The sequence below is a fragment of the Neptunomonas japonica JAMM 1380 genome (assembly GCF_016592555.1).
GTDB lineage: Bacteria > Pseudomonadota > Gammaproteobacteria > Pseudomonadales > Balneatricaceae > Neptunomonas > Neptunomonas japonica_A.
Window position 1 is genome coordinate 853108 of record NZ_AP014546.1, and the last position, 18046, is coordinate 871153.

The 18046-nt window shown below is 43.4% G+C and carries 19 protein-coding genes and 1 tRNA gene; 10 read left to right on the forward strand and 10 right to left on the reverse strand.

From position 1 onward, the window contains the following. Position 1 precedes the first annotated feature (1 nt). From NEJAP_RS03875 to NEJAP_RS03900, 6 genes are read left to right on the forward strand one after another with little or no spacing between them, the layout of a single operon-like run. A complete protein-coding gene (locus NEJAP_RS03875; protein WP_201349385.1) occupies positions 2–1219 on the forward strand; it encodes a glycosyltransferase family 4 protein in 1218 nt (405 codons plus the stop codon). Continuing rightward, positions 1216–1824, forward strand: a complete 609-nt coding sequence (locus NEJAP_RS03880; RefSeq protein ID WP_201349386.1) for a sugar transferase — start codon at positions 1216–1218, stop codon at positions 1822–1824. Before NEJAP_RS03875 ends, NEJAP_RS03880 begins: the two co-directional genes overlap by 4 nt. Beyond that, positions 1817–2491 (forward strand): acetyltransferase, encoded by a 675-nt coding sequence (locus NEJAP_RS03885; protein ID WP_201349387.1) that lies wholly within the window; start codon positions 1817–1819, stop codon positions 2489–2491. The genes NEJAP_RS03880 and NEJAP_RS03885 overlap by 8 nt, the downstream gene beginning before the upstream one ends. Beyond that, positions 2488–2916 (forward strand): MaoC family dehydratase, encoded by a 429-nt coding sequence (locus NEJAP_RS03890; RefSeq protein ID WP_201349388.1) that lies wholly within the window; start codon positions 2488–2490, stop codon positions 2914–2916. The genes NEJAP_RS03885 and NEJAP_RS03890 overlap by 4 nt, the downstream gene beginning before the upstream one ends. Positions 2917–2933: 17 nt before the next feature. Continuing rightward, positions 2934–4109 (forward strand): DegT/DnrJ/EryC1/StrS family aminotransferase, encoded by a 1176-nt coding sequence (locus NEJAP_RS03895; protein WP_201349389.1) that lies wholly within the window; start codon positions 2934–2936, stop codon positions 4107–4109. Between the two features lies 1 nt (position 4110). Beyond that, positions 4111–6048, forward strand: coding sequence for a polysaccharide biosynthesis protein (locus tag NEJAP_RS03900; RefSeq protein WP_201349390.1), 1938 nt, complete (start codon positions 4111–4113; stop codon positions 6046–6048). 46 nt (positions 6049–6094) lie between these two features. On the opposite strand, the gene NEJAP_RS03905 is transcribed toward NEJAP_RS03900, so the two are convergent. Next, complete coding sequence (locus NEJAP_RS03905) at positions 6095–6949, reverse strand: LysR family transcriptional regulator (protein WP_201349391.1); 855 nt, start codon at positions 6947–6949, stop codon at positions 6095–6097. 152 nt (positions 6950–7101) lie between these two features. Between NEJAP_RS03905 and NEJAP_RS03910 the strand changes: the two genes are divergently transcribed. After that, positions 7102–8301: an MFS transporter gene (locus tag NEJAP_RS03910; protein ID WP_201349392.1), complete on the forward strand. Its 1200-nt coding sequence runs from the start codon at positions 7102–7104 to the stop codon at positions 8299–8301. Positions 8302–8484: 183 nt separating this feature from the next. Here NEJAP_RS03910 and NEJAP_RS03915 read toward each other — a convergent pair. The 5 genes from NEJAP_RS03915 to rpsU all read right to left on the reverse strand — a co-directional run bounded on the left by NEJAP_RS03915 (position 8485) and on the right by rpsU (position 13237). Beyond that, positions 8485–8561: transfer RNA gene (locus NEJAP_RS03915), tRNA-Ile, on the reverse strand. Positions 8562–8687: 126 nt separating this feature from the next. Beyond that, the gene (gene rpoD, locus NEJAP_RS03920) at positions 8688–10526 is read right to left on the reverse strand and encodes an RNA polymerase sigma factor RpoD (protein ID WP_201349393.1); all 1839 of its coding nucleotides are present in this window, start codon (positions 10524–10526) and stop codon (positions 8688–8690) included. Positions 10527–10687: 161 nt separating this feature from the next. Continuing rightward, complete coding sequence (dnaG, locus tag NEJAP_RS03925; RefSeq protein ID WP_201349394.1) at positions 10688–12487, reverse strand: DNA primase; 1800 nt, start codon at positions 12485–12487, stop codon at positions 10688–10690. A 32-nt stretch (positions 12488–12519) separates the two neighbouring features. Further along, entirely contained in the window at positions 12520–12969 is a 450-nt protein-coding gene (locus tag NEJAP_RS03930) for a GatB/YqeY domain-containing protein (protein ID WP_201349395.1), read from the reverse strand. A 52-nt stretch (positions 12970–13021) separates the two neighbouring features. After that, a complete protein-coding gene (gene rpsU / locus NEJAP_RS03935) occupies positions 13022–13237 on the reverse strand; it encodes a 30S ribosomal protein S21 (RefSeq protein ID WP_028471240.1) in 216 nt (71 codons plus the stop codon). Between the two features lie 172 nt (positions 13238–13409). On the opposite strand from rpsU, the gene tsaD reads away from it, so the two are divergent. Genes tsaD through folK form a run of 3 tightly spaced genes read left to right on the forward strand, consistent with a single transcriptional unit; the run spans position 13410 to position 15357 of the window. Then, positions 13410–14438: a tRNA (adenosine(37)-N6)-threonylcarbamoyltransferase complex transferase subunit TsaD gene (gene tsaD / locus NEJAP_RS03940; RefSeq protein ID WP_201349396.1), complete on the forward strand. Its 1029-nt coding sequence runs from the start codon at positions 13410–13412 to the stop codon at positions 14436–14438. Between the two features lie 41 nt (positions 14439–14479). Beyond that, positions 14480–14836, forward strand: a complete 357-nt coding sequence (gene folB / locus NEJAP_RS03945; protein ID WP_201349397.1) for a dihydroneopterin aldolase — start codon at positions 14480–14482, stop codon at positions 14834–14836. Then, positions 14833–15357 carry a 2-amino-4-hydroxy-6-hydroxymethyldihydropteridine diphosphokinase gene (folK, locus tag NEJAP_RS03950; RefSeq protein WP_329610930.1) on the forward strand — a complete coding sequence of 175 codons (525 nt, stop codon included), beginning with the start codon at positions 14833–14835 and terminating at the stop codon, positions 15355–15357. Before folB ends, folK begins: the two co-directional genes overlap by 4 nt. Here the strand turns inward: folK and NEJAP_RS03955 are convergent. The 4 genes from NEJAP_RS03955 to apaG are packed head-to-tail and all read right to left on the reverse strand — an operon-like array spanning position 15348 to position 18043. Continuing rightward, on the reverse strand, positions 15348–16463 hold the full coding sequence (locus NEJAP_RS03955; protein WP_201349398.1) for a hypothetical protein: 1116 nt from the start codon (positions 16461–16463) through the stop codon (positions 15348–15350). The two genes, folK and NEJAP_RS03955, sit on opposite strands and share 10 nt — an antisense overlap. 10 nt (positions 16464–16473) lie before the next feature. Continuing rightward, positions 16474–16791, reverse strand: coding sequence for a thiosulfate sulfurtransferase GlpE (glpE, locus tag NEJAP_RS03960; RefSeq protein ID WP_201349399.1), 318 nt, complete (start codon positions 16789–16791; stop codon positions 16474–16476). Positions 16792–16806: 15 nt separating this feature from the next. Next, positions 16807–17628 (reverse strand): symmetrical bis(5'-nucleosyl)-tetraphosphatase, encoded by an 822-nt coding sequence (locus NEJAP_RS03965; protein WP_201349400.1) that lies wholly within the window; start codon positions 17626–17628, stop codon positions 16807–16809. A gap of 28 nt (positions 17629–17656) precedes the next feature. Further along, positions 17657–18043 carry a Co2+/Mg2+ efflux protein ApaG gene (gene apaG, locus NEJAP_RS03970; RefSeq protein WP_201349401.1) on the reverse strand — a complete coding sequence of 129 codons (387 nt, stop codon included), beginning with the start codon at positions 18041–18043 and terminating at the stop codon, positions 17657–17659. Between the last annotated feature and the right edge of the window lie 3 nt (positions 18044–18046).

Here is an 18046-nt window from a genome sequence, read left to right on the forward strand (position 1 = left end):
TATGCGTATTCTTTATTTTCATCAGCATTTTTCCACACCAGAAGGTTCTGTTGGAATTCGTTCCTATGAAATGGCGCGCCGGCTTATTTCTCATGGCCATCAAGTTACTATGGTTTGTGGTAGTTACGGCGGAGGCCAAACCGGCTTAGAAGGCCCTTTCCTATCGGGTAAGCGTATAGGGACGGTTGATGGAATAGATATTATCGAATTTGATTTGGCTTACTCTAATGCTGATGGCTTAACCGCCCGTGCTTCTACTTTCTTAAAATTTGCTCTAAAAAGTATCGGTGTTTCTTTAACGCATAACTATGATGTATTGTTTGCTACATCGACCCCTCTCACGGCTGGAATACCGGGGATTTTTGCTCGCTGGTTACGTAGAAAACCTTTCGTATTTGAAGTGCGCGATCTTTGGCCCGAATTGCCAAGAGAAATGGGTGTCATTACTAACCCTATAGTTTTATCAGCCCTGTCTATTTTAGAGTGGCTTTCTTATCGATCTGCTTATCGCTGTATCGGTTTGTCCCCTGGAATTGTTGAGGGTATTCAAAAAAGAGGTATCAAAGGTGAGGACGTTGTATTAATTCCTAACGGCTGTGACTTATCCATCTTTTCTGGAAACATTAAACCATGGCGGCCTGAGGGGGTTGAGAAAACTGACTTAATGGCTGTTTTTGCGGGTACTCATGGTGTGGCTAATGGTTTAGATGCTGCACTTGATGCTGCTATAGAGTTAAAAAAACGTGGCCGTCTAGATATTAAGATAGTTTTAATAGGGCAAGGAAAATTAAAGTCTAAGTTACAACAGCGAGCAAATGTCGAGCAGCTTGAAAATGTGCTTTTCTACCCCCCAGTAAATAAGAAAAAACTGGCTGAGTTGATGGCTTCAGCTGACATCGGTTTACAGTTACTGGCAAATGTACCCGCATTTTATTTTGGTACATCGCCCAATAAGTTTTTTGACTACATATCAGCTGGACTACCAGTATTGAATAATTACCCTGGTTGGCTTGCTGAGATGATCATTGATAATGACATTGGCTATTCGGTTCCACCAGAAAGTGCATCAGCTTTTGCTGATGCACTTGAGCATGCCGCCGATAATCGTGCTTTATTACCTATGATGGGGCTAAATGCTCAGGTTTTAGCTGCAAAAGAATTTGATCGTCAAGTTTTGGCTGAGCAATGGGTTACGTGGGTTGAAGGAGCTAAGAGGTGAAAAGGTGCTTCGATTTTTGTATAGCTTTATTTGCTTTGCTCGCATTGTTGCCTGTGATTTTTGTCATATCAATACTGATTTATTTCAAATTAGGGTCGCCTATAATCTTTATTCAAGAGCGGCCTGGATTACGTGAAAAAGTTTTTAAAATGATGAAGTTTAGGACAATGCTCAATAGTCTTGATAAGGACGGAGTTATATTGCCCGATGAGCAGCGCATGACGAGATTTGGTAGTTTTTTACGTTCATCAAGCCTTGATGAGCTGCCGGGGCTGATAAATGTGTTGAAAGGTGATATGAGCTTGGTCGGACCCAGACCTCTACTGGTAGAATATTTACCTCTTTATACAGAGGACCAGGCCCGCCGACATAATGTGAGGCCTGGTATTACTGGCTGGGCGCAAGTTAATGGTCGCAATGCAATTAGTTGGGACGCCAAGTTTATCTTAGATGTTTGGTATGTGGATAATCGCTCTGTTTGGCTGGATATTAAAATACTGCTTATGACAATCAGAAAAGTTATTCTTCGTGATGGCATTAGTGCTGAGGGTGAAGTGACAATGTCGAAGTTTGTAGGTGCGCCAAAAGGTAACGACAATGAGTAATGCAATATATGCTGTGTTTGGTGCTAGCGGCTTTGGTCGAGAAGTAATGCCTTTGGTAAGGCAGCAGTTACAATCTAATGGAGTGCCTCTAAGCGATATTTATTTTGTTGATGACTCACCGCAATCTGACATATTAAATGGACATGTTGTGTTGAGCTACACTCAATTTCTATTGTTAACCGCTGTAGAAAAGTATGTGGTAGTAGCAATTGCTGATGCATCTATACGTACTCTGATTACAGAGCGCTGTTCTTCCGATGGCTTGGGAATGCTTAGTGTGGAGGCTGCAAATGTATTTAAAATGGATAATGTTTTGATTGGAAAAGGAAGTATTTTATGCCCTTTTGTAACACTGACTTCTAATATTCGAATCGGTAAAGGCTTCCAAGCAAATATTTATAGTTATGTTGCACATGATTGTGTTATCGGTGATTACGTTACTTTTGCTCCAGCAGTGAAGTGTAATGGAAATATTGTGATTGCTGATAATGCATATATAGGTACAGGTGCGATAATAAAGCAAGGTCAGCCGGGTAAACCTCTTGTGATTGGTAAGGGAGCAGTTGTTGGCATGGGTGCGGTTGTAACCAAGAATGTAGCAGATGGTGCGGTTGTTGTAGGCAACCCTGCGAAGCCATTACGACGAGTAGGATTGGGTGGTAAATGACAGAGCTAATTCTAGGTAATATTCCTATAGAGGATATTTGTGAAGGAATGAAGGCTAGTTATTCCCAAACAATTACAGACGCCGACGTTAAAGCGTATGCGGGTTTATCAGGCGACCATAACCCTGTTCATGTCAGTGATCACTATGCTGAATCCTCTCATTTTGGTAAGCGAATTGCACATGGCTTAATGTCTGCAGGGTTCTTCTCTGCATTATTTGGTATGAGGTTGCCAGGTCCTGGTTGTGTATATGTCTCCCAGAATTTGAAATTTCTGCGTCCTGTCTATATAGGCGATACAGTCATCGCTTCTATTGAAGTTAAATCTGTTGACGCGTTGCGACGTAGAGTTCAATTTAAAACTGTTTGTACTGTATCTGATAAAGTTGTGATTAATGGTCAGGCAGAGATCTATATACCTGCATAAATGTATAGGAGCTTTTAGTGTTAAACACCCCTTTTTCCCCTTGGCCAAGCTTTACTGAAGAAGAAGCCCAGGCAGTTCAGCGCGTTCTACTTTCCAATAAAGTTAATTATTGGACGGGGCAAGAAGGGAGGCGATTCGAGGAAGAGTTTGCTGTATTTTCTGAATGTTCGCATGCAATAGCTGTCGCTAATGGTACGCTGGCATTAGATTTGGCTTTAAAGGGCGTTGGGCTGGTTGTAGGTGACGAGGTCATTGTTACAAGTCGAACTTTTATAGCTTCAGCCTCTTCAGTTGTAACAGCAGGCTGTGTGCCAGTGTTTGCTGATGTGGATAGTGACAGTCAGAATATTACGGCTGCTTCCATTGAGGCGGTTATAACATCGAAAACACGCGCTATTATTTGTGTTCACTTGGCTGGCTGGCCATGTGATATGGACCCGATAATGGCGTTGGCTGCTAAATATGATTTAAAAGTTATTGAAGACTGCGCACAGGCTCATGGCGCAAAATACAAAGGACGTTCAGTCGGCTCTATTGGTGATATCGGATGCTGGTCATTTTGCCAAGATAAAATCATGACTACCGGTGGTGAAGGTGGGATGGTAACTACCAATGACAGGATTCTTTGGCTGTCTATGTGGGCTTATAAGGATCATGGGAAGTCTTGGCAAGCTGTTTATGAGAGGCAGCATGAACCTGGTTTTCGTTGGTTGCATGATAGTTTTGGAACCAATTGGCGCTTAACTGAAATGCAGTCTGTTATAGGAAGAATTCAGCTCAAGCGGATGCCTGCTTGGTTAGCGAGCAGAACAAAAAATGCTCATACGATCCTTAATAGTGCGCATGACTGCTCAGCATTACGAGTACCTCTTATTGAAGAGGGAAGTGTACATGCATGGTATAAATGTTATATGTTTATCAGGCCTGAATTATTAAAAGAAGGTTGGAGCCGCGATAGAATAATCGAAAATATTATTGCCCAAGGTGTTCCTTGCTTTTCTGGTTCTTGCTCTGAAGTGTATTTAGAACGTGCTTTTGATAACACTAATTGGCGTCCTGAACCTCGTTTATCAATAGCAAAAAAATTAGGTGAAACAAGTTTAATGTTTTTGGTTCATCCTACTTTGACAAAAGCCGAAATAGATAAAACATGTGCAGCTTTACGGCAAGTAATGTCCGAGGCAACTGCCTGATATGTTATCGTCGATTCTGTATCTCTCACGTAACCTTAAACGTTTGCTGTTTGTATTGTTTGATATCTTCGCATTGGTAATGTGTTGCTGGTTAAGTTTTGTTTTACGTTATGAAGATTGGACGGCTAACGGCTTTGTTCACTGGCCATCTTATTTTATAGCGCCGTTAGTAGCGATTCCTATTTTTGTCCGTATGGGGCTTTACCGGGCAGTGATTCGCTATATTGGTTATAAAGCGCTCTGGACGGCAGTTAAAGCCATAACAATTGCAATACTAGTATGGGCTGTATTCACCCATTTTCTGGGCTTGGAGCTAATAGTCCCTCGGTCAGTAATCCTTATTTTCTGGTTTATTTCTATTGTTGTTATTGGTGGTTCTAGAATAGTGGCTAGGTGGGTGATTTTGCATCAATTCCCTGGAGGAGAGCAGAAAGCTAAATCGCAATCGGAGCGAGTGATTATTTATGGTGCAGGTGCGGCAGGGCGGCAGATGGCAACTGCCTTATATCACTCTAAAGAGTTTTCTGCTGTGGCTTTCGTTGATGATGATGAACGACTCAAAGGCGGCGATATTCACGGCATTCGGGTCTATTTACCGAGCGATATTGATGATGTTATCGAAAAGTTTGATGTGAATGCTATTTTGCTTGCGTTGCCTTCGGCTTCAAGGCTGCGTAAGCGCGAAATAGTTGATTCGCTTGTTAGTTTTAACCTGCGTGTGCTTACTCTACCTGGTCTTTCAGATATAGCTGGTGGGAGAATCAGTGTTAATGATGTTCAAGAAGTCGATATTGCTGATCTGTTAGGAAGAGATGAAGTGAAGCCTGATCAAGCTTTGTTAGATGCTTGTATCACTAATCAGAGCGTAATGGTTACCGGAGCGGGTGGGTCAATTGGCTCTGAGTTATGTCGACAGATTTTGCAACAAAAGCCGTCCTGTCTAGTGCTATTTGAGCTATCTGAATTTGCTTTATATAGTATTGAACATGAGTTGCGCGCTTTGGCTGGAGACTCGATTAAGCTGGTCCCTATTCTGGGTAGTGTCTTAGATAAAACATACTTAGAAAGGGTCTTGAATCAGTTCCAAGTAGCCACGGTGTATCATGCAGCCGCTTATAAGCATGTGCCACTCGTCGAGAGTAATATTTTAGCAGGTGTACGTAATAACCTCTTTGGTACTTACTTTACTGCAGAGGCTGCCATAAATTGCGGTGTCAAAAATTTCGTTTTGATCTCTACTGATAAGGCGGTAAGGCCTGCTAATGTAATGGGGGCCAGTAAACGTTTTGCGGAGTTAGTGCTCCAAGCGTTAAGTGAAAGAGAAGAGGGTGTTTCCCCTATTCGTTTTGCCATGGTGCGTTTTGGTAATGTACTGGGTTCTTCTGGTTCAGTGATACCGCTGTTTAAGAAGCAAATTCAAAGTGGCGGGCCTGTTACTGTGACGCATCCAAAAATCACGCGCTATTTTATGACAATCCCTGAAGCAGCATCTTTAGTTATACAAGCCGGTTTTATGGGGGCTTCTGGTGATGTATTTGTGCTTGATATGGGGGAGCCGGTGAAAATTAAAAATTTAGCAAAGCAGATGATAAATCTAACGGGTTTATCGGTAAGGGATGATAGTACCCCTGATGGTGATATAGAAATTGTATATAGCGGCTTGCGAGATGGTGAAAAGCTATATGAAGAGTTGTTGATAGGCGATGATGTGCTGGAAACTGATCATCCAATGATTATGCGAGCCGAAGAAGTAATGCTGGCTTGGGATGAGTTGAAACCAATATTGGACAGTATGATGGCATCGCTTGATGAGTACGAATATGAAAAAGTCAGGCAGCTGTTGTTAGATACGGTTAATGGTTATGCTCCTCAACATGAGATTAGAGACTTAATGTTTTTAAAAGGTAAAGAGAGTAAGCCAGCACTCTATCACCACTAGAAGAGATTTGTGTACCTGAATATAAAGCTCTTTTTGTCATATTAAATTAGTTGTTAGCAAATAGTGGGCTCTCTTTAATTGTTTGTGCTAGTCGCTGGGTTGCTTCATTTATCTGGGTTGCGGTAAACATTGTAATCTCAGTTTCTGGCAGAGATGGTAGCTCTTTCTCTATTACCACTAGATCCTCTTCCAGAGTATGGCGTGGAATAACTCCAATGCCGATGCCTGCGCGAACTGCGGCCAAAACACCTGCACGACTTTGGCTAGTAAAAGCAACTCTATAGGCTCTAGATGACTCCTCAAGTGCCTTTCTAGCATAACTTCTGTGGTAGCAACCCTCATCAAAAACAGCCAGTGGCAAAATAGACTGCTGATGGACATTATGATCCTCAGCGCGAACCCACACTAGATCGTCACGACGCAAGCGTATACCGCCGCCAGAATTGGCAGGCATCTCTACTAGTGCAATATCAATCTTCTTTTGTTCTAGCATATCCGTTAGATGGTTTGGTCTGTGGTCGCAAAAGACTTCTAGCTGAGCTTCAGGATAACTAAGATTAAAGGCTTTAAGCAGTGGTGTTAGTGTACGGCTTGCGTATTGATCGTGAGTGCCTAGGCGGACTTGTCCTGTGATATCAATATTCTGAAATGAACCGACAATCTGGTCATGCAGGTTAAGCAATTGTTGGGCATGCGATTTGAGTTGTATGCCTGTGGCCGTCAGCCTAACGCCGTGCTGCCCTCTCTCCATAAGTGGGTTGGTAACTAGCTCTTCAAGCCGGTTGAGCTGCATGCTGATTGTTGAGGGAGCCTTGTGTAGCCGGTTTGCGGCTGCCGTTAGATTAAGTGTTTCAGCAACGACCATAAAGGTACGTAACAGAGTAATTGGCAGATCTCTCATATTTTCAAACCAGAATTCATTAATATTGAATGTAACTATCAATATTTATCGATTTACCGAATAAAGGCAAGTGCTTAGGATAACTCGATCTAGTTTTAGGCTGGTATTTATAAGTTATTAAGTAGTGGCTCAATAGTTATGGAGAGTATTTGATGCGTATGACCACCACCTTTGGAATGAACCAGATCGTCAGTCATGGTTTTGGTGTATTTCTGTTTGCTGCACTAGTGCCTATGATGCGTGAATCTATAGATATCAGTCATTGGCATTTGGCAATGATTGGTGCGCTGACTCAACTATCTTATTTAGGAGGAGCTATGCTGTTAGGGCTAATAGGCCATCGTATAGATTCCGGTCGATTGGTTCTTATAAGTGGTTCTATAACTAGTTTACTGCTGTTCGTGATGGCTGCTCTTAATGATCCGATAGAGGTTTTGTTGGTGCTGACTTGTATGGCAGCCAGTGCTGCAATTAGTTGGGGAGCGATTGTTGAATTGATTACTCGCTACGCACGCCCAGCGCTTTGTTCTACGTGTTTATCTAGTGCTTCCAGTGGTACCGCTTGGGGTTACGGTTTGAACGGTTTGTTTATTCTGCTGTTGGTGCCATTCTTTGGCTGGCGTAGTGGCTGGTTGCTTGCTGGAATGTTGGGTTGTCTTAGTATTATTCTAACTTTCATATTGTTGAAAACGCTTAAAACACCTGCTGCTACCGGCTCGGAAGATGAAGTAACCGCTTTATCTTCTCGGGAGTTATTTCGTGTTATTGCAGGCGAGCGAGCAGCATTCTTTGCTTGTCTCATATGTTTTATGGTTGGTTTTGCCACGATGCCATTTTCTACTTGGTTAAATATTTATCTGGCAGAATTAATGCTGCCTCCTGCTCTGGGTGGCTATGCATGGACGGTAGCTGGAATTACTGGCATGGTCGCTGGTTTTCTCTCAGGTAGGCTGGCGGATAGCAAAGGGCATGGTGTGGCGCTATTAGTCGTGTTTGGTGGGTTTGCTATGGGGCTTGTGGCATTTGCTTACAATCCCGCATATTTTGCGGTATTTGCTGGGTTTGGTTACGGTCTAATGTATTTCCCTATGTGGGGAATTATCGCTGGTTGGGTTAATAAGCATTATTCTTCTATAGCGACGATGCAGATAAACGGTATTGGAATGGTTACTTTTGGCTTAGGAGGGGCGTTAGGTAACCTTATGGCTGGGTTAATTCAGGATATCAACCAAAGTTTAGAATACGTCTATTGGGTAATTACAACGGATGCTTTTTTCTTAGTATTGCTGGCTATATATATTTGTCGGACTGAGCGGGAAGTAGAGAAGCACTATGTGGGTAGTCTGCTTTGATAAAGATTGTTTTATGTTGAAATATTCTGAAATTATGAATAGTTGTAGATATTCGGCATTAGTGTAATGGTTTTGTGCGTATCTAAAGGAAGTGAGATCAATTAAATCGTATAGTGCTAGATAATTTAGATGGTATTTAGCCATCAAGAGGAAAGGGTAACTTGTTGCTTTTATAAGTAAAAATGGTGGGCCTTGCAGGACTTGAACCTGCGACCGTTCGATTATGAGTCGAGCGCTCTAACCAACTGAGCTAAAGGCCCATTTTTACTTTTTTTGGGTAACTCATCGGTTATGATTCTAACCAACTGAGCTGTAGGCCCTAAAAGAGACGCCAATAATACAGATTCTGTATCATTGGCGCAATAGGTTGATATGCAAAGAGAAAACTATTCGTCTAAGAAGCTGCGCAAGTGATCAGAACGGCTAGGGTGACGTAGTTTTCTCAACGCTTTTGCTTCAATCTGGCGAATACGTTCGCGAGTAACATCAAACTGTTTACCCACTTCTTCAAGTGTATGATCAGTGTTCATGTCGATACCAAAGCGCATTCTAAGCACTTTAGCTTCGCGAGCAGTTAGGCCTGCCAGTACTTCGCGTGTTGATTCTCGTAGACCTTCGCCAGTTGCTGAATCAACAGGTGATGTATGGTTGCCATCTTCGATAAAGTCTCCAAGGCTAGAGTCTTCATCATCACCGATAGGTGTTTCCATCGAGATAGGTTCTTTAGCAATTTTAAGAACTTTTCTGATTTTATCTTCTGGCATCTCCATGCGTTCAGCTAATTCTTCAGGTAATGGTTCACGCCCCATTTCCTGTAGCATTTGACGAGAGATGCGGTTCAGTTTATTGATCGTTTCGATCATATGAACTGGAATACGAATCGTACGTGCTTGGTCAGCGATAGAGCGGGTGATAGCCTGTCGAATCCACCAAGTAGCATAAGTAGAGAACTTATAACCACGACGGTATTCGAATTTATCAACGGCTTTCATCAAACCGATGTTACCTTCCTGAATAAGATCTAGGAACTGTAAACCGCGGTTGGTGTATTTTTTTGCAATAGATATAACCAGACGTAAGTTGGCTTCCACCATCTCTTTTTTGGCACGTCGAGCGTGAGCTTCGCCGATAGATAGGCGGCGGTTAACATCTTTTATATCTGACAAAGAGATCTGTGCTTCATCTTCGAGCTGGATCAGCTTGCGTTGAGCGCGCTGAAGGTCGGGTAGATTGATCTTCATTGCTCTTGAATAGTCTGCACCTGATGCAATCATCTTTTCAAGCCAAGCTGTATCTGTTTCGTTACCTGGGAACTCTTTGATAAAGAAAATTCTTGGCATTTTACAGCGTTGGACACAGATACGCATAATGGTGCGTTCTTGTTGTCGCGTACGTGCGATGAAATCTCTTACGCGTACAACGAGTGTTTCATAGAAGCGTGGAGATAGTTTTATCGGCGCAAAAGAAACAGCAAGTTCATCCATCGCAATAGTAAATTCTTTGCTATCCCGGCCATGTTGTTCAACGGCCCCGTAGACGGCGAGCAAATTTTCTTTAATGAGAGTGAAACGAACACGTGCTTCTTCAGGGTCTGGGCCGCGATCACCTTCTTCTTCGTCATCGCTGTCATCGCCGTTTTCGTCTTCTTCTGCCTCAGCGTCTTCACCGAGCTCTTCTTGAATAGCCGCAGCTTCAGCAGCTTGCGCTGCAATAACGCTATCAGGGTCGATGTAACCGCTGAATATGTCACTGAGACGGCCTTCTTCTTGAAGTACTGAATTGTAAGCTTCAAGGATGATCTCTACAGAACCTGGAAAAAAGGCTAAAGCAGACATGACTTCTCGAATGCCTTCTTCTATACGCTTAGCGATGACGATTTCGCCTTCGCGCGTCAGAAGTTCAACGGTACCCATTTCGCGCATATACATGCGGACAGGATCAGTTGTGCGTCCAGCGTCAGATTCAACTAAGGCAGCAACCGCTTCTTCGTCAGTATCTACTGAAGAATCACCTTCTTTCATCAATAGCGTTTCGGCGTCAGGGGCAACTTCAGACACAGGAATACCCATGTCGTTGATCATGCGGATTATATCTTCCACCTGATCGGGATCGGCGATATCCTCAGGCAGGTGATCATTCACCTCAGTATATGTGAGATAGCCTTGTTCTTTACCGCGAGCTATCAGTTCTTTGAGACGAGATTGCTGCTGAGAGATGCCAGTCATAGATGTCCTACGATGATGCGATTTTGAACTACAAAAAATGTGAGCGCGATATTATAACGTTGAGCTCTTGTCAAAGCTAGCTTAAACCTATGATACGTACTTCACAGGTTTAACCTTAGCCTATTTTTAGAATGTTGGGGTGAAATTAAAAAAACAACCGCTCATTTTATAGATGTTAATGATCGCAAGCGCTCTTTTTCATTAGGCGTGAGCGAAGATAAGGGTTTTTTCTGTAACTCTTCGAGTTCGTGCTCTTGTTGTCTTGATAGTAGTCTTGCCCATGCTTCATCAAAAAGAAGGTTAGGGTCGCCATTTAAAACAGGATCAAGATGGGATATTTCGCTGAGTTGTAGTAGGTGGTTGTTCAGGTTTGAATCGTCACGCCAGTCTATAAGCAGAGGGCCGAGCGAGGTGGTATTGGTGTTTTTAAGGTAATCGATTAATAGGCAAAGTAAGTCAATATGAGGCTCGTTCAAATCTGCAAGTTGTTTTGAGTCATACACCTTAGTGGCCAGTTTTGGGTAGTGTAATAGTAGCGAAATAATATGGCTACAGAGGCTAGCGGTTTGTTGTTTTTGACTTGTGATTGAACGCTTTTTTGTTGGTGTAAATGAGTGTGCCTTTGTGTCTTTGGGGGGGCGAGCAGTTGGTTCTGGTGTGCTTTGTGTTAAATTGATGGTGCTATTAATTTGCTCAAGACTCAGGCCAGTTACTTTACAAATGCGGTCGAGCATCATTTGCTGGAGTAGGCTTGTTTGCATTTGATGAATGAGGGGTAGTGCTTTGTTGCTAAATCTTGCTTGCCCGTCCATGGTTGTCATGTCGGTGTCTTCTGCCAAAGAGCGAAAGAAAAATTCTGAAAGAGGTAGTGCTTCGTCGAGATGTTTTTCAAACCCTTGCTTTGATTCACTGCGTACTAATGTGTCAGGGTCTTCGCCTTCGGGAAGAAATAGAAAACGAGCTTCTTGCCCGTCTTTAATCACAGGCAGTGTTGTTTCAAGAGCACGTTCAGCCGCTTTTCTGCCGGCGTTGTCGCCATCAAAGCAAAATATGATTTCAGGTACGGTCTTGAATAGGCGCTCAAGGTGCTGAGTTGTTGTGGCTGTGCCGAGCGTAGCGACGGCGTATGTTATGCCAAATTGAGCAAGGCTAATAACATCCATATACCCTTCAACTATAATGATGCGCTCTAACTTTTGTGAAAGTTTACGTGCTTCATAAAGGCCATAAAGCTCGCGGCTTTTGTGAAAAGTATCAGTCTCTGGGGAGTTTAAGTATTTGGGTTTGTCGTCGCCAAGTACTCGTCCGCCGAAAGCGATCACACGACCGCGCATATCACGAATAGGGAATATGATTCTTTCTCTAAAGCGGTCGTAAAGACTGTCTTTTTCTTCATGCCTAATGAGCATGCCGCTTTTCTCAAGCAGTTCTAAGTTGGTTGGAGTGCCGCCTATCTTCTTCAGTAGGTTGTCCCAGCCAGGAGGGGCGTAGCCAACACCAAATATTTTTGCAATTTGTCCCGTTAGCCCTCTGGATTTAAGGTAGGCAACGGCCTGGTCGCGATGAGCGTGTGTCTTAAGTTGGTCTTGGTAAAAAATGGCGGCTTCATCAAGAATATTGTATTGCGCTTTGTATTCGTTGCGCTGTTGCTCTTGATGTTCGTCTCTAGGTACGTCAACACCAACAAGTTTGGCGACTTCTTCCACAGCTTGGGGGAATTCAAGGCGATCATATTCCATAAGGAATCCGATAGCATTGCCGCCTGCGCCACAGCCAAAGCAGTAATAAAATTGCTTATCAGGGCTTACTGAAAAGGAGGGAGACTTCTCTTGATGGAAAGGGCAGAGTCCAGAGTAATTTTTGCCGGATTTTTTAAGTTTTACACGACCATCAATCAGGTCAACAATGTTGACACGAGCAAGAAGGTCATCAATAAAGTTTTGCGGTATACGTCCGGCCATCTTCTACTCAATCATGGGGATTGAAGAGAATCTTAACGTGCTAGACGCTCTTTTACGAGTTTCGAAACCATACCCATGTCGGCACGGCCTTGTAATTTTGGCTTTAATGCAGCCATGAGTTTGCCCATATCTTGAGCTCCGCTCGCGCCAGTGGCAGCGATAGCTTCGTCTAAGGCAGTACTTATTTCTTCATCCGTTAGCGATTGCGGCAAGTAGGTTTTAATCACCTCCAGTTCTTGTCGCTCGATATCCGCCAGGTCAGTGCGGTTCGCTTTATCATATTGTGAGATTGAATCACGTCGTTGTTTAGACATTTTGTCCAATACGGCAATAATTCTTGCATCATCCAACTCAATACGCTCATCGACTTCGATGCGTTTGATTTCTGCCAAAATTAAGCGAATGGTGCTCAGCAGTGCTTTTTCTTTTGCACGCATTGCTGCTTTCATTGCTTCAGTAATCTGTTTTTTGAGTACTGGCATTATGGCCTGGCCTGTGTTGGATAATGGTTAAATCTCGAAAAGATGCTGCGTCTTAGTACATGCGTACGCGACGTGAAATATCACGAGATACTTTCTTAGCATGACGCTTAACAGCTGCTGCTGCTTTACGCTTACGAACAGATGTTGGTTTTTCGTAGAATTCGCGCTTACGTACTTCAGCTAGAACACCAGCTTTTTCGCAAGAACGCTTGAAACGACGAAGTGCAACATCAAATGGCTCGTTATCTTTTACTTTTACTGCAGGCATGTTTATTTAACCTAAATCTATTGATATAAACCCATTCAAGAGAATGTTCTCAAATGAGGCGCTAAATTTTAAGGCCAAGCTTATTAATTGTCAAAGTGATATTCGTGTAATTATGCGATATATAAGTGATAATGCAGTTGTTCTTAGGTATTTAATTGAGTGATAAGTAAAGATGATAGTGTTGGGGATTGAAACCTCTTGTGATGAGACCGGTGTGGCTCTTTATGATCATGAGAAAGGCTTGCTGGCAGATACTCTCTACAGCCAAGTAGCGATGCATTCTGAATACGGGGGTGTTGTTCCTGAGTTAGCATCGCGAGACCATATTCGTAAGCTCTTACCATTGGTAACTGAAACACTAAAACTGGCAAAGTTAACAGCAGCTGATATAGACGCTGTTGCCTATACAGCAGGCCCCGGTCTCGTTGGTGCGTTGATGGTGGGTGCTGCTACCGGCCGTTCAATGGCGATGGGGTGGGGAGTGCCAGCTATCGGTGTACACCATATGGAAGGGCATTTGCTTGCTCCTATGCTTGAAGATAATCCGCCTGCTTTCCCATTTGTCGCGCTCTTGGTGAGTGGAGGGCATACACAACTTGTTAAAGTTGAAGGTATCGGCCAGTACCAGTTGCTCGGCGAGTCGTTAGATGACGCCGCCGGAGAAGCTTTTGATAAAGCGGCTAAAATGCTGGGCTTAGATTACCCGGGTGGGCCACTAATTGCTAAGCTTGCTGAAAAAGGCGACCGTACACGGTTGCGCTTTCCCCGTCCAATGACTGATAGACCTGGGTTGGATTTTAGCTTTTCTGGTTTGAAAACTTTCACGATGAACACGATTCGTGATCTTAAAGTTGATGGACTGCTTTCTGAAGCTGATAAAGCCGATATTGCTGCTGCATTTGAAGAAGCTACTGTGGATACGTTGGCTATTAAGTGTCGTCGCGCCTTGCAGCAGACAGGGTTAAAGCAACTTATTATCGCCGGTGGTGTTAGTGCTAATCAGCGTTTACGCGATGGCCTTGAAAAAATGGTTAAGAAGGAAAAGTCTCAACTTTTTTACGCGCGCCAAGAGTTTTGTACCGATAACGGCGCAATGATTGCCTACGCTGGATGTCAGCGCTTGCTCGCAGGGCAATCAAGTGGCTTGGCGATTGAGGCTAAACCGCGCTGGGCAATGGATCTTTTAGAATCTTGTCGTTAACTTAATACGAATTGAATATTTAATAATCAGGTGGTAGTTGCGTGGATATTGTTTATATCAGGTCCTTACAGGTGGAAACGGTCATTGGTATTTATGACTGGGAAAGGGAGATTCGCCAAGCAGTTGTATTGGACTTGGAAATGGGTACTGATATTCGACAAGCAGCACTCACTGAAGATATTGAAAGTACATTAAACTATAAAAGTGTTTGTGATCGTTTAATAGAGTTCATAAGCAACAGTGAGTTTTTGTTAGTTGAGACGATGGCAGAAGAGATTGCGGCGCTTGTTATGCAGGAGTTTAACGTACCTTGGATTAAGCTCAGTTTAGGAAAGCCAGCGGCTATTCCGGCAGCAGCCAGTGTTGGCGTTGTTATCGAAAGAGGAGCGCCTCTTTGATTTCGCGCGTATATCTGAGTATTGGTAGTAATATTGAACGTTACCATCATGTGGCGGCAGGTTTGGATAAGCTGGAGATGCTTTTTTCTCCTCTAATTATCTCTTCTGTTTATGAAAGTGAAGCGGTAGGTTTTAACGGAAACCCATTTTTGAACTTGGTAGTTGGCTTAGATACAGAGTTAAGCGTGGGTGCTCTGTTACAAGTGCTTAAAGGCATTGAGGATGAAAATGGACGAGTGCGTGGTGGGCCTAAGTTTGCTCCTCGAACATTGGATGTGGATATTCTGACCTTTGGAGCGCAAGTAGGTGAGATTGATAAGGTTCAGTTGCCACGAGACGAAATTCTGACTAATGCATTTGTTTTATGGCCCTTGTCAGAGTTGGCGCCGCGTGAAATTCATCCTGTTGTTAATCAGTCTTATCAGTCTCTCTGGGATGAATACGATAAAAAACAGCAGAAGTTATGGGTTGTTGATTTTCAATGGAAAGACCAGTTGATCTCAGCGGCTGATCAACCCTGACATATCTCTAATTGTAGACGCTTTAACTCGCTTCCTAGCGCCGCTCCTTTATAGCCTTTCGTGATCAGTTCTTGAGGTTTAATACCGTTTAACTTGGTCAGAAGGGCTTCCAGCTTTTCAGTTTCTAATTTCTTTCGGTATAGCGCTAGGCTTAGTAGCTGGCATGCCTCTAATAATGGTTTAAGACGCTCAGGGCGCCGCAGTAAATCAAGCGCTTGAATGAAAGAGAGTTTCTGTTCAGCGCTTGTTGTTTCCCAGTGGTGCAATGTTACGATACTTTTACGTACTTGGGTCGCTAAATCCCTATAATGATTTGGTGTTTTTAGTTGTTGGCAAAGGTTGCGTAATTCGCTATCTGGGGCGGATTCGTCCATAAAACACAATGAGGATAATGCCGCAAAACGGACTTCTTTGCTTGTGCTTTTGGAAAATGATTTCTGTAGAACCGCTGCTTCTTGTGAGTCAATGAGCATAACGAAGTGTGGGAAGAGTGTCTTAAGTGCATGGGCATCATGGAGCACTTGGAAAAAAGTGAGTGGGGATGTTTCTCCTAGAGAACGCTCCATTTCTTGCCAGACTCGTTCCCGCGTTAAGTGCTCCAATTCGTCAGTAGCTGAAATGTCTTGCATTAACCCTAATGTTTCAGGAGCGAGTGTAAAGCCCAAGTGGGCGTAGCGTGCAGCGAAGCGAGCAACGCGCAAAACGCGAAGAGGGTCTTCGCTAAAAGCTGGAGAAACATGACGTAAACTTTTAGCTATTAAGTCTTTTTGGCCTCCGTATGGGTCAAATATCTGTCCATCATCAGATTGCGCCATAGCGTTAATGGTTAGGTCGCGGCGTGAAAGGTCTTCTTCTAAAGTTACATCTGGACTGGCGTGATATTGAAATCCACTATAGCCCTTGCCGCTCTTGCGTTCTGTGCGAGCTAAGGCATACTCTTCGCCACTTGTAGGATGGATAAAAACAGGAAAGTCACAGCCGACAGGTTTGTACTTCTGTTCTAGCATCTCTTGAGGGGTGGCGCCGACAACAACCCAGTCTCTATCATAAACAGGATAGTTAAGAAGTTGATCTCTAACGGCGCCGCCTACAAGGTATATTTTCATGGTGATCCTGTTATGCTTCTATTTTATCAGGATGGGATGCTGACCAAGCTTCAAACCCACCATCAAGACTGCTAACTTCTTCAAAGCCCTGCTTTGCTAAGTAGTCCGCTGCTGATTGGCTGCTAATACCGTGGTAGCAGCAAACAATCAATGGTGTTTCAAACTCAGCAGCCATCATAAATTCATGAAGGTTGTCATTAGATAGGTTAAAAGCACCGGGGATATGGCCTTGTTGGAAGCTCTGGGCATCTCTAATGTCTGCAATGACAGCACCTTTATCTAGCCATTCAATGGCTTGTGCAGAACTAATACAAATATACTGACTCATGATAGTTTTCCAGTTCTAAAAATTGTTTTTTTGTAAGCTGGGTGTTTCAAAGTAAGCTAAATCATCTAATCGCAATGCCGTTAGCTTATCTCCCCAAATGCAGCCCGTATCCAGTGCATAAATATTAGCAGTGTCGGTTTTTCCTTGTAATGCAGCCCAGTGTCCAAAAACAATACGTTGTTCGGCTGATTTCCTATTATCGTGTTTGTACCAAGGAAGGAAGCCATTGGGTTGGGTTTCGAGGCCGCCCTTTGAAGCAAACTCAAGCTCATTTTGGGAGGTGCAAAAGCGCATGCGTGTGAAGTAATTAGTAATCAGCCGAAGGCGGTCCCAGCCGCTGAGTTGGTTGCTCCATATTTTAGGGGTATTGCCATACATGTGCTCAAAAAATGCTTTCGCTTGAGGTGATTTGAGAGTGCTTTCTACCTCATTGGCTAGTTGATGTGCTTTTGTAATAGACCAGCGAGGTGGAATGCCCGCATGTACCATTGTAAAGTTAAGGCTTTTATCTGAATGTAATAATGGCTGTTGCTGTAACCAGTCCATTAGCTCGCTTCGATCAGAAGCATTCAGAATTTCGTCAAGTGTATCGCTCTTTTTTTTCTTTACTGCACCGTTATGAATAGCGAGTAGGTGAAGGTCGTGATTTCCAAGAACGCTAATGGCTTGGCGGTCTAGCTGCTTAATGAAGCGTAACGTTTCTAATGATTTAGGGCCTCGGTTTACTAGGTCACCACATATCCAAAGAGTGTCACTCTTGTTGAAACTGATGGCTGCTAAAAGATTTTGTAGTTCATCGAAACAACCTTGAATATCACCGATAGCATAAGTTGCCATGCATTACCTTTTATTAATTCAGAGACCTTCAGTGTAGGGCGTTTGGTTGTGCTAGTGTGAATGCTGGGATGGGAGCATTGAAGCGCTCACCTTCAGCAGTTTCCATCGTGTAGTGGCCAAACATACTGCCAACCCGCGTGGCTAAAACAGTGCCGCTGGTATATTGATAGCTACTGTTAGGTTGAATTAATGGCTGTTCGCCTACAACACCTTCGCCTTCTATTTCTTGTACATGCTCATTGCCATCAGTTACAACCCAGCGTCGGCTGAGTAGTTGCACTGCTTGGCTGTATTCATTGGTGATAGTTATATTGTAAGAGAACACAAAGCGGTGCGATTCTGGGTCCGATTGCTGAGGAAGAAAGCGCGTCTCAATATCTATTTTTATTTGTGTGCTGGGGTCAAGTTGATCCATATA

What these genes read in the sequence shown, in the direction of transcription:
- NEJAP_RS03875 (WP_201349385.1), top strand. Translation starts at nt 2, where the DNA reads ATGCGTATTCTTTATTTTCATCAGCATTTTTCCACACCAGAAGGTTCT.
- NEJAP_RS03885 (WP_201349387.1), top strand. Translation starts at nt 1,817, where the DNA reads ATGAGTAATGCAATATATGCTGTGTTTGGTGCTAGCGGCTTTGGTCGA.
- NEJAP_RS03890 (WP_201349388.1), top strand. Translation starts at nt 2,488, where the DNA reads ATGACAGAGCTAATTCTAGGTAATATTCCTATAGAGGATATTTGTGAA.
- NEJAP_RS03900 (WP_201349390.1), top strand. Translation starts at nt 4,111, where the DNA reads ATGTTATCGTCGATTCTGTATCTCTCACGTAACCTTAAACGTTTGCTG.
- NEJAP_RS03905 (WP_201349391.1), bottom strand. Translation starts at nt 6,949, where the DNA reads ATGAGAGATCTGCCAATTACTCTGTTACGTACCTTTATGGTCGTTGCT.
- NEJAP_RS03910 (WP_201349392.1), top strand. Translation starts at nt 7,102, where the DNA reads ATGCGTATGACCACCACCTTTGGAATGAACCAGATCGTCAGTCATGGT.
- rpoD (WP_201349393.1), bottom strand. Translation starts at nt 10,526, where the DNA reads ATGACTGGCATCTCTCAGCAGCAATCTCGTCTCAAAGAACTGATAGCT.
- dnaG (WP_201349394.1), bottom strand. Translation starts at nt 12,487, where the DNA reads ATGGCCGGACGTATACCGCAAAACTTTATTGATGACCTTCTTGCTCGT.
- NEJAP_RS03930 (WP_201349395.1), bottom strand. Translation starts at nt 12,969, where the DNA reads ATGCCAGTACTCAAAAAACAGATTACTGAAGCAATGAAAGCAGCAATG.
- rpsU (WP_028471240.1), bottom strand. Translation starts at nt 13,237, where the DNA reads ATGCCTGCAGTAAAAGTAAAAGATAACGAGCCATTTGATGTTGCACTT.
- tsaD (WP_201349396.1), top strand. Translation starts at nt 13,410, where the DNA reads ATGATAGTGTTGGGGATTGAAACCTCTTGTGATGAGACCGGTGTGGCT.
- NEJAP_RS03955 (WP_201349398.1), bottom strand. Translation starts at nt 16,463, where the DNA reads ATGAAAATATACCTTGTAGGCGGCGCCGTTAGAGATCAACTTCTTAAC.
- glpE (WP_201349399.1), bottom strand. Translation starts at nt 16,791, where the DNA reads ATGAGTCAGTATATTTGTATTAGTTCTGCACAAGCCATTGAATGGCTA.
- NEJAP_RS03965 (WP_201349400.1), bottom strand. Translation starts at nt 17,628, where the DNA reads ATGGCAACTTATGCTATCGGTGATATTCAAGGTTGTTTCGATGAACTA.
- apaG (WP_201349401.1), bottom strand. Translation starts at nt 18,043, where the DNA reads ATGGATCAACTTGACCCCAGCACACAAATAAAAATAGATATTGAGACG.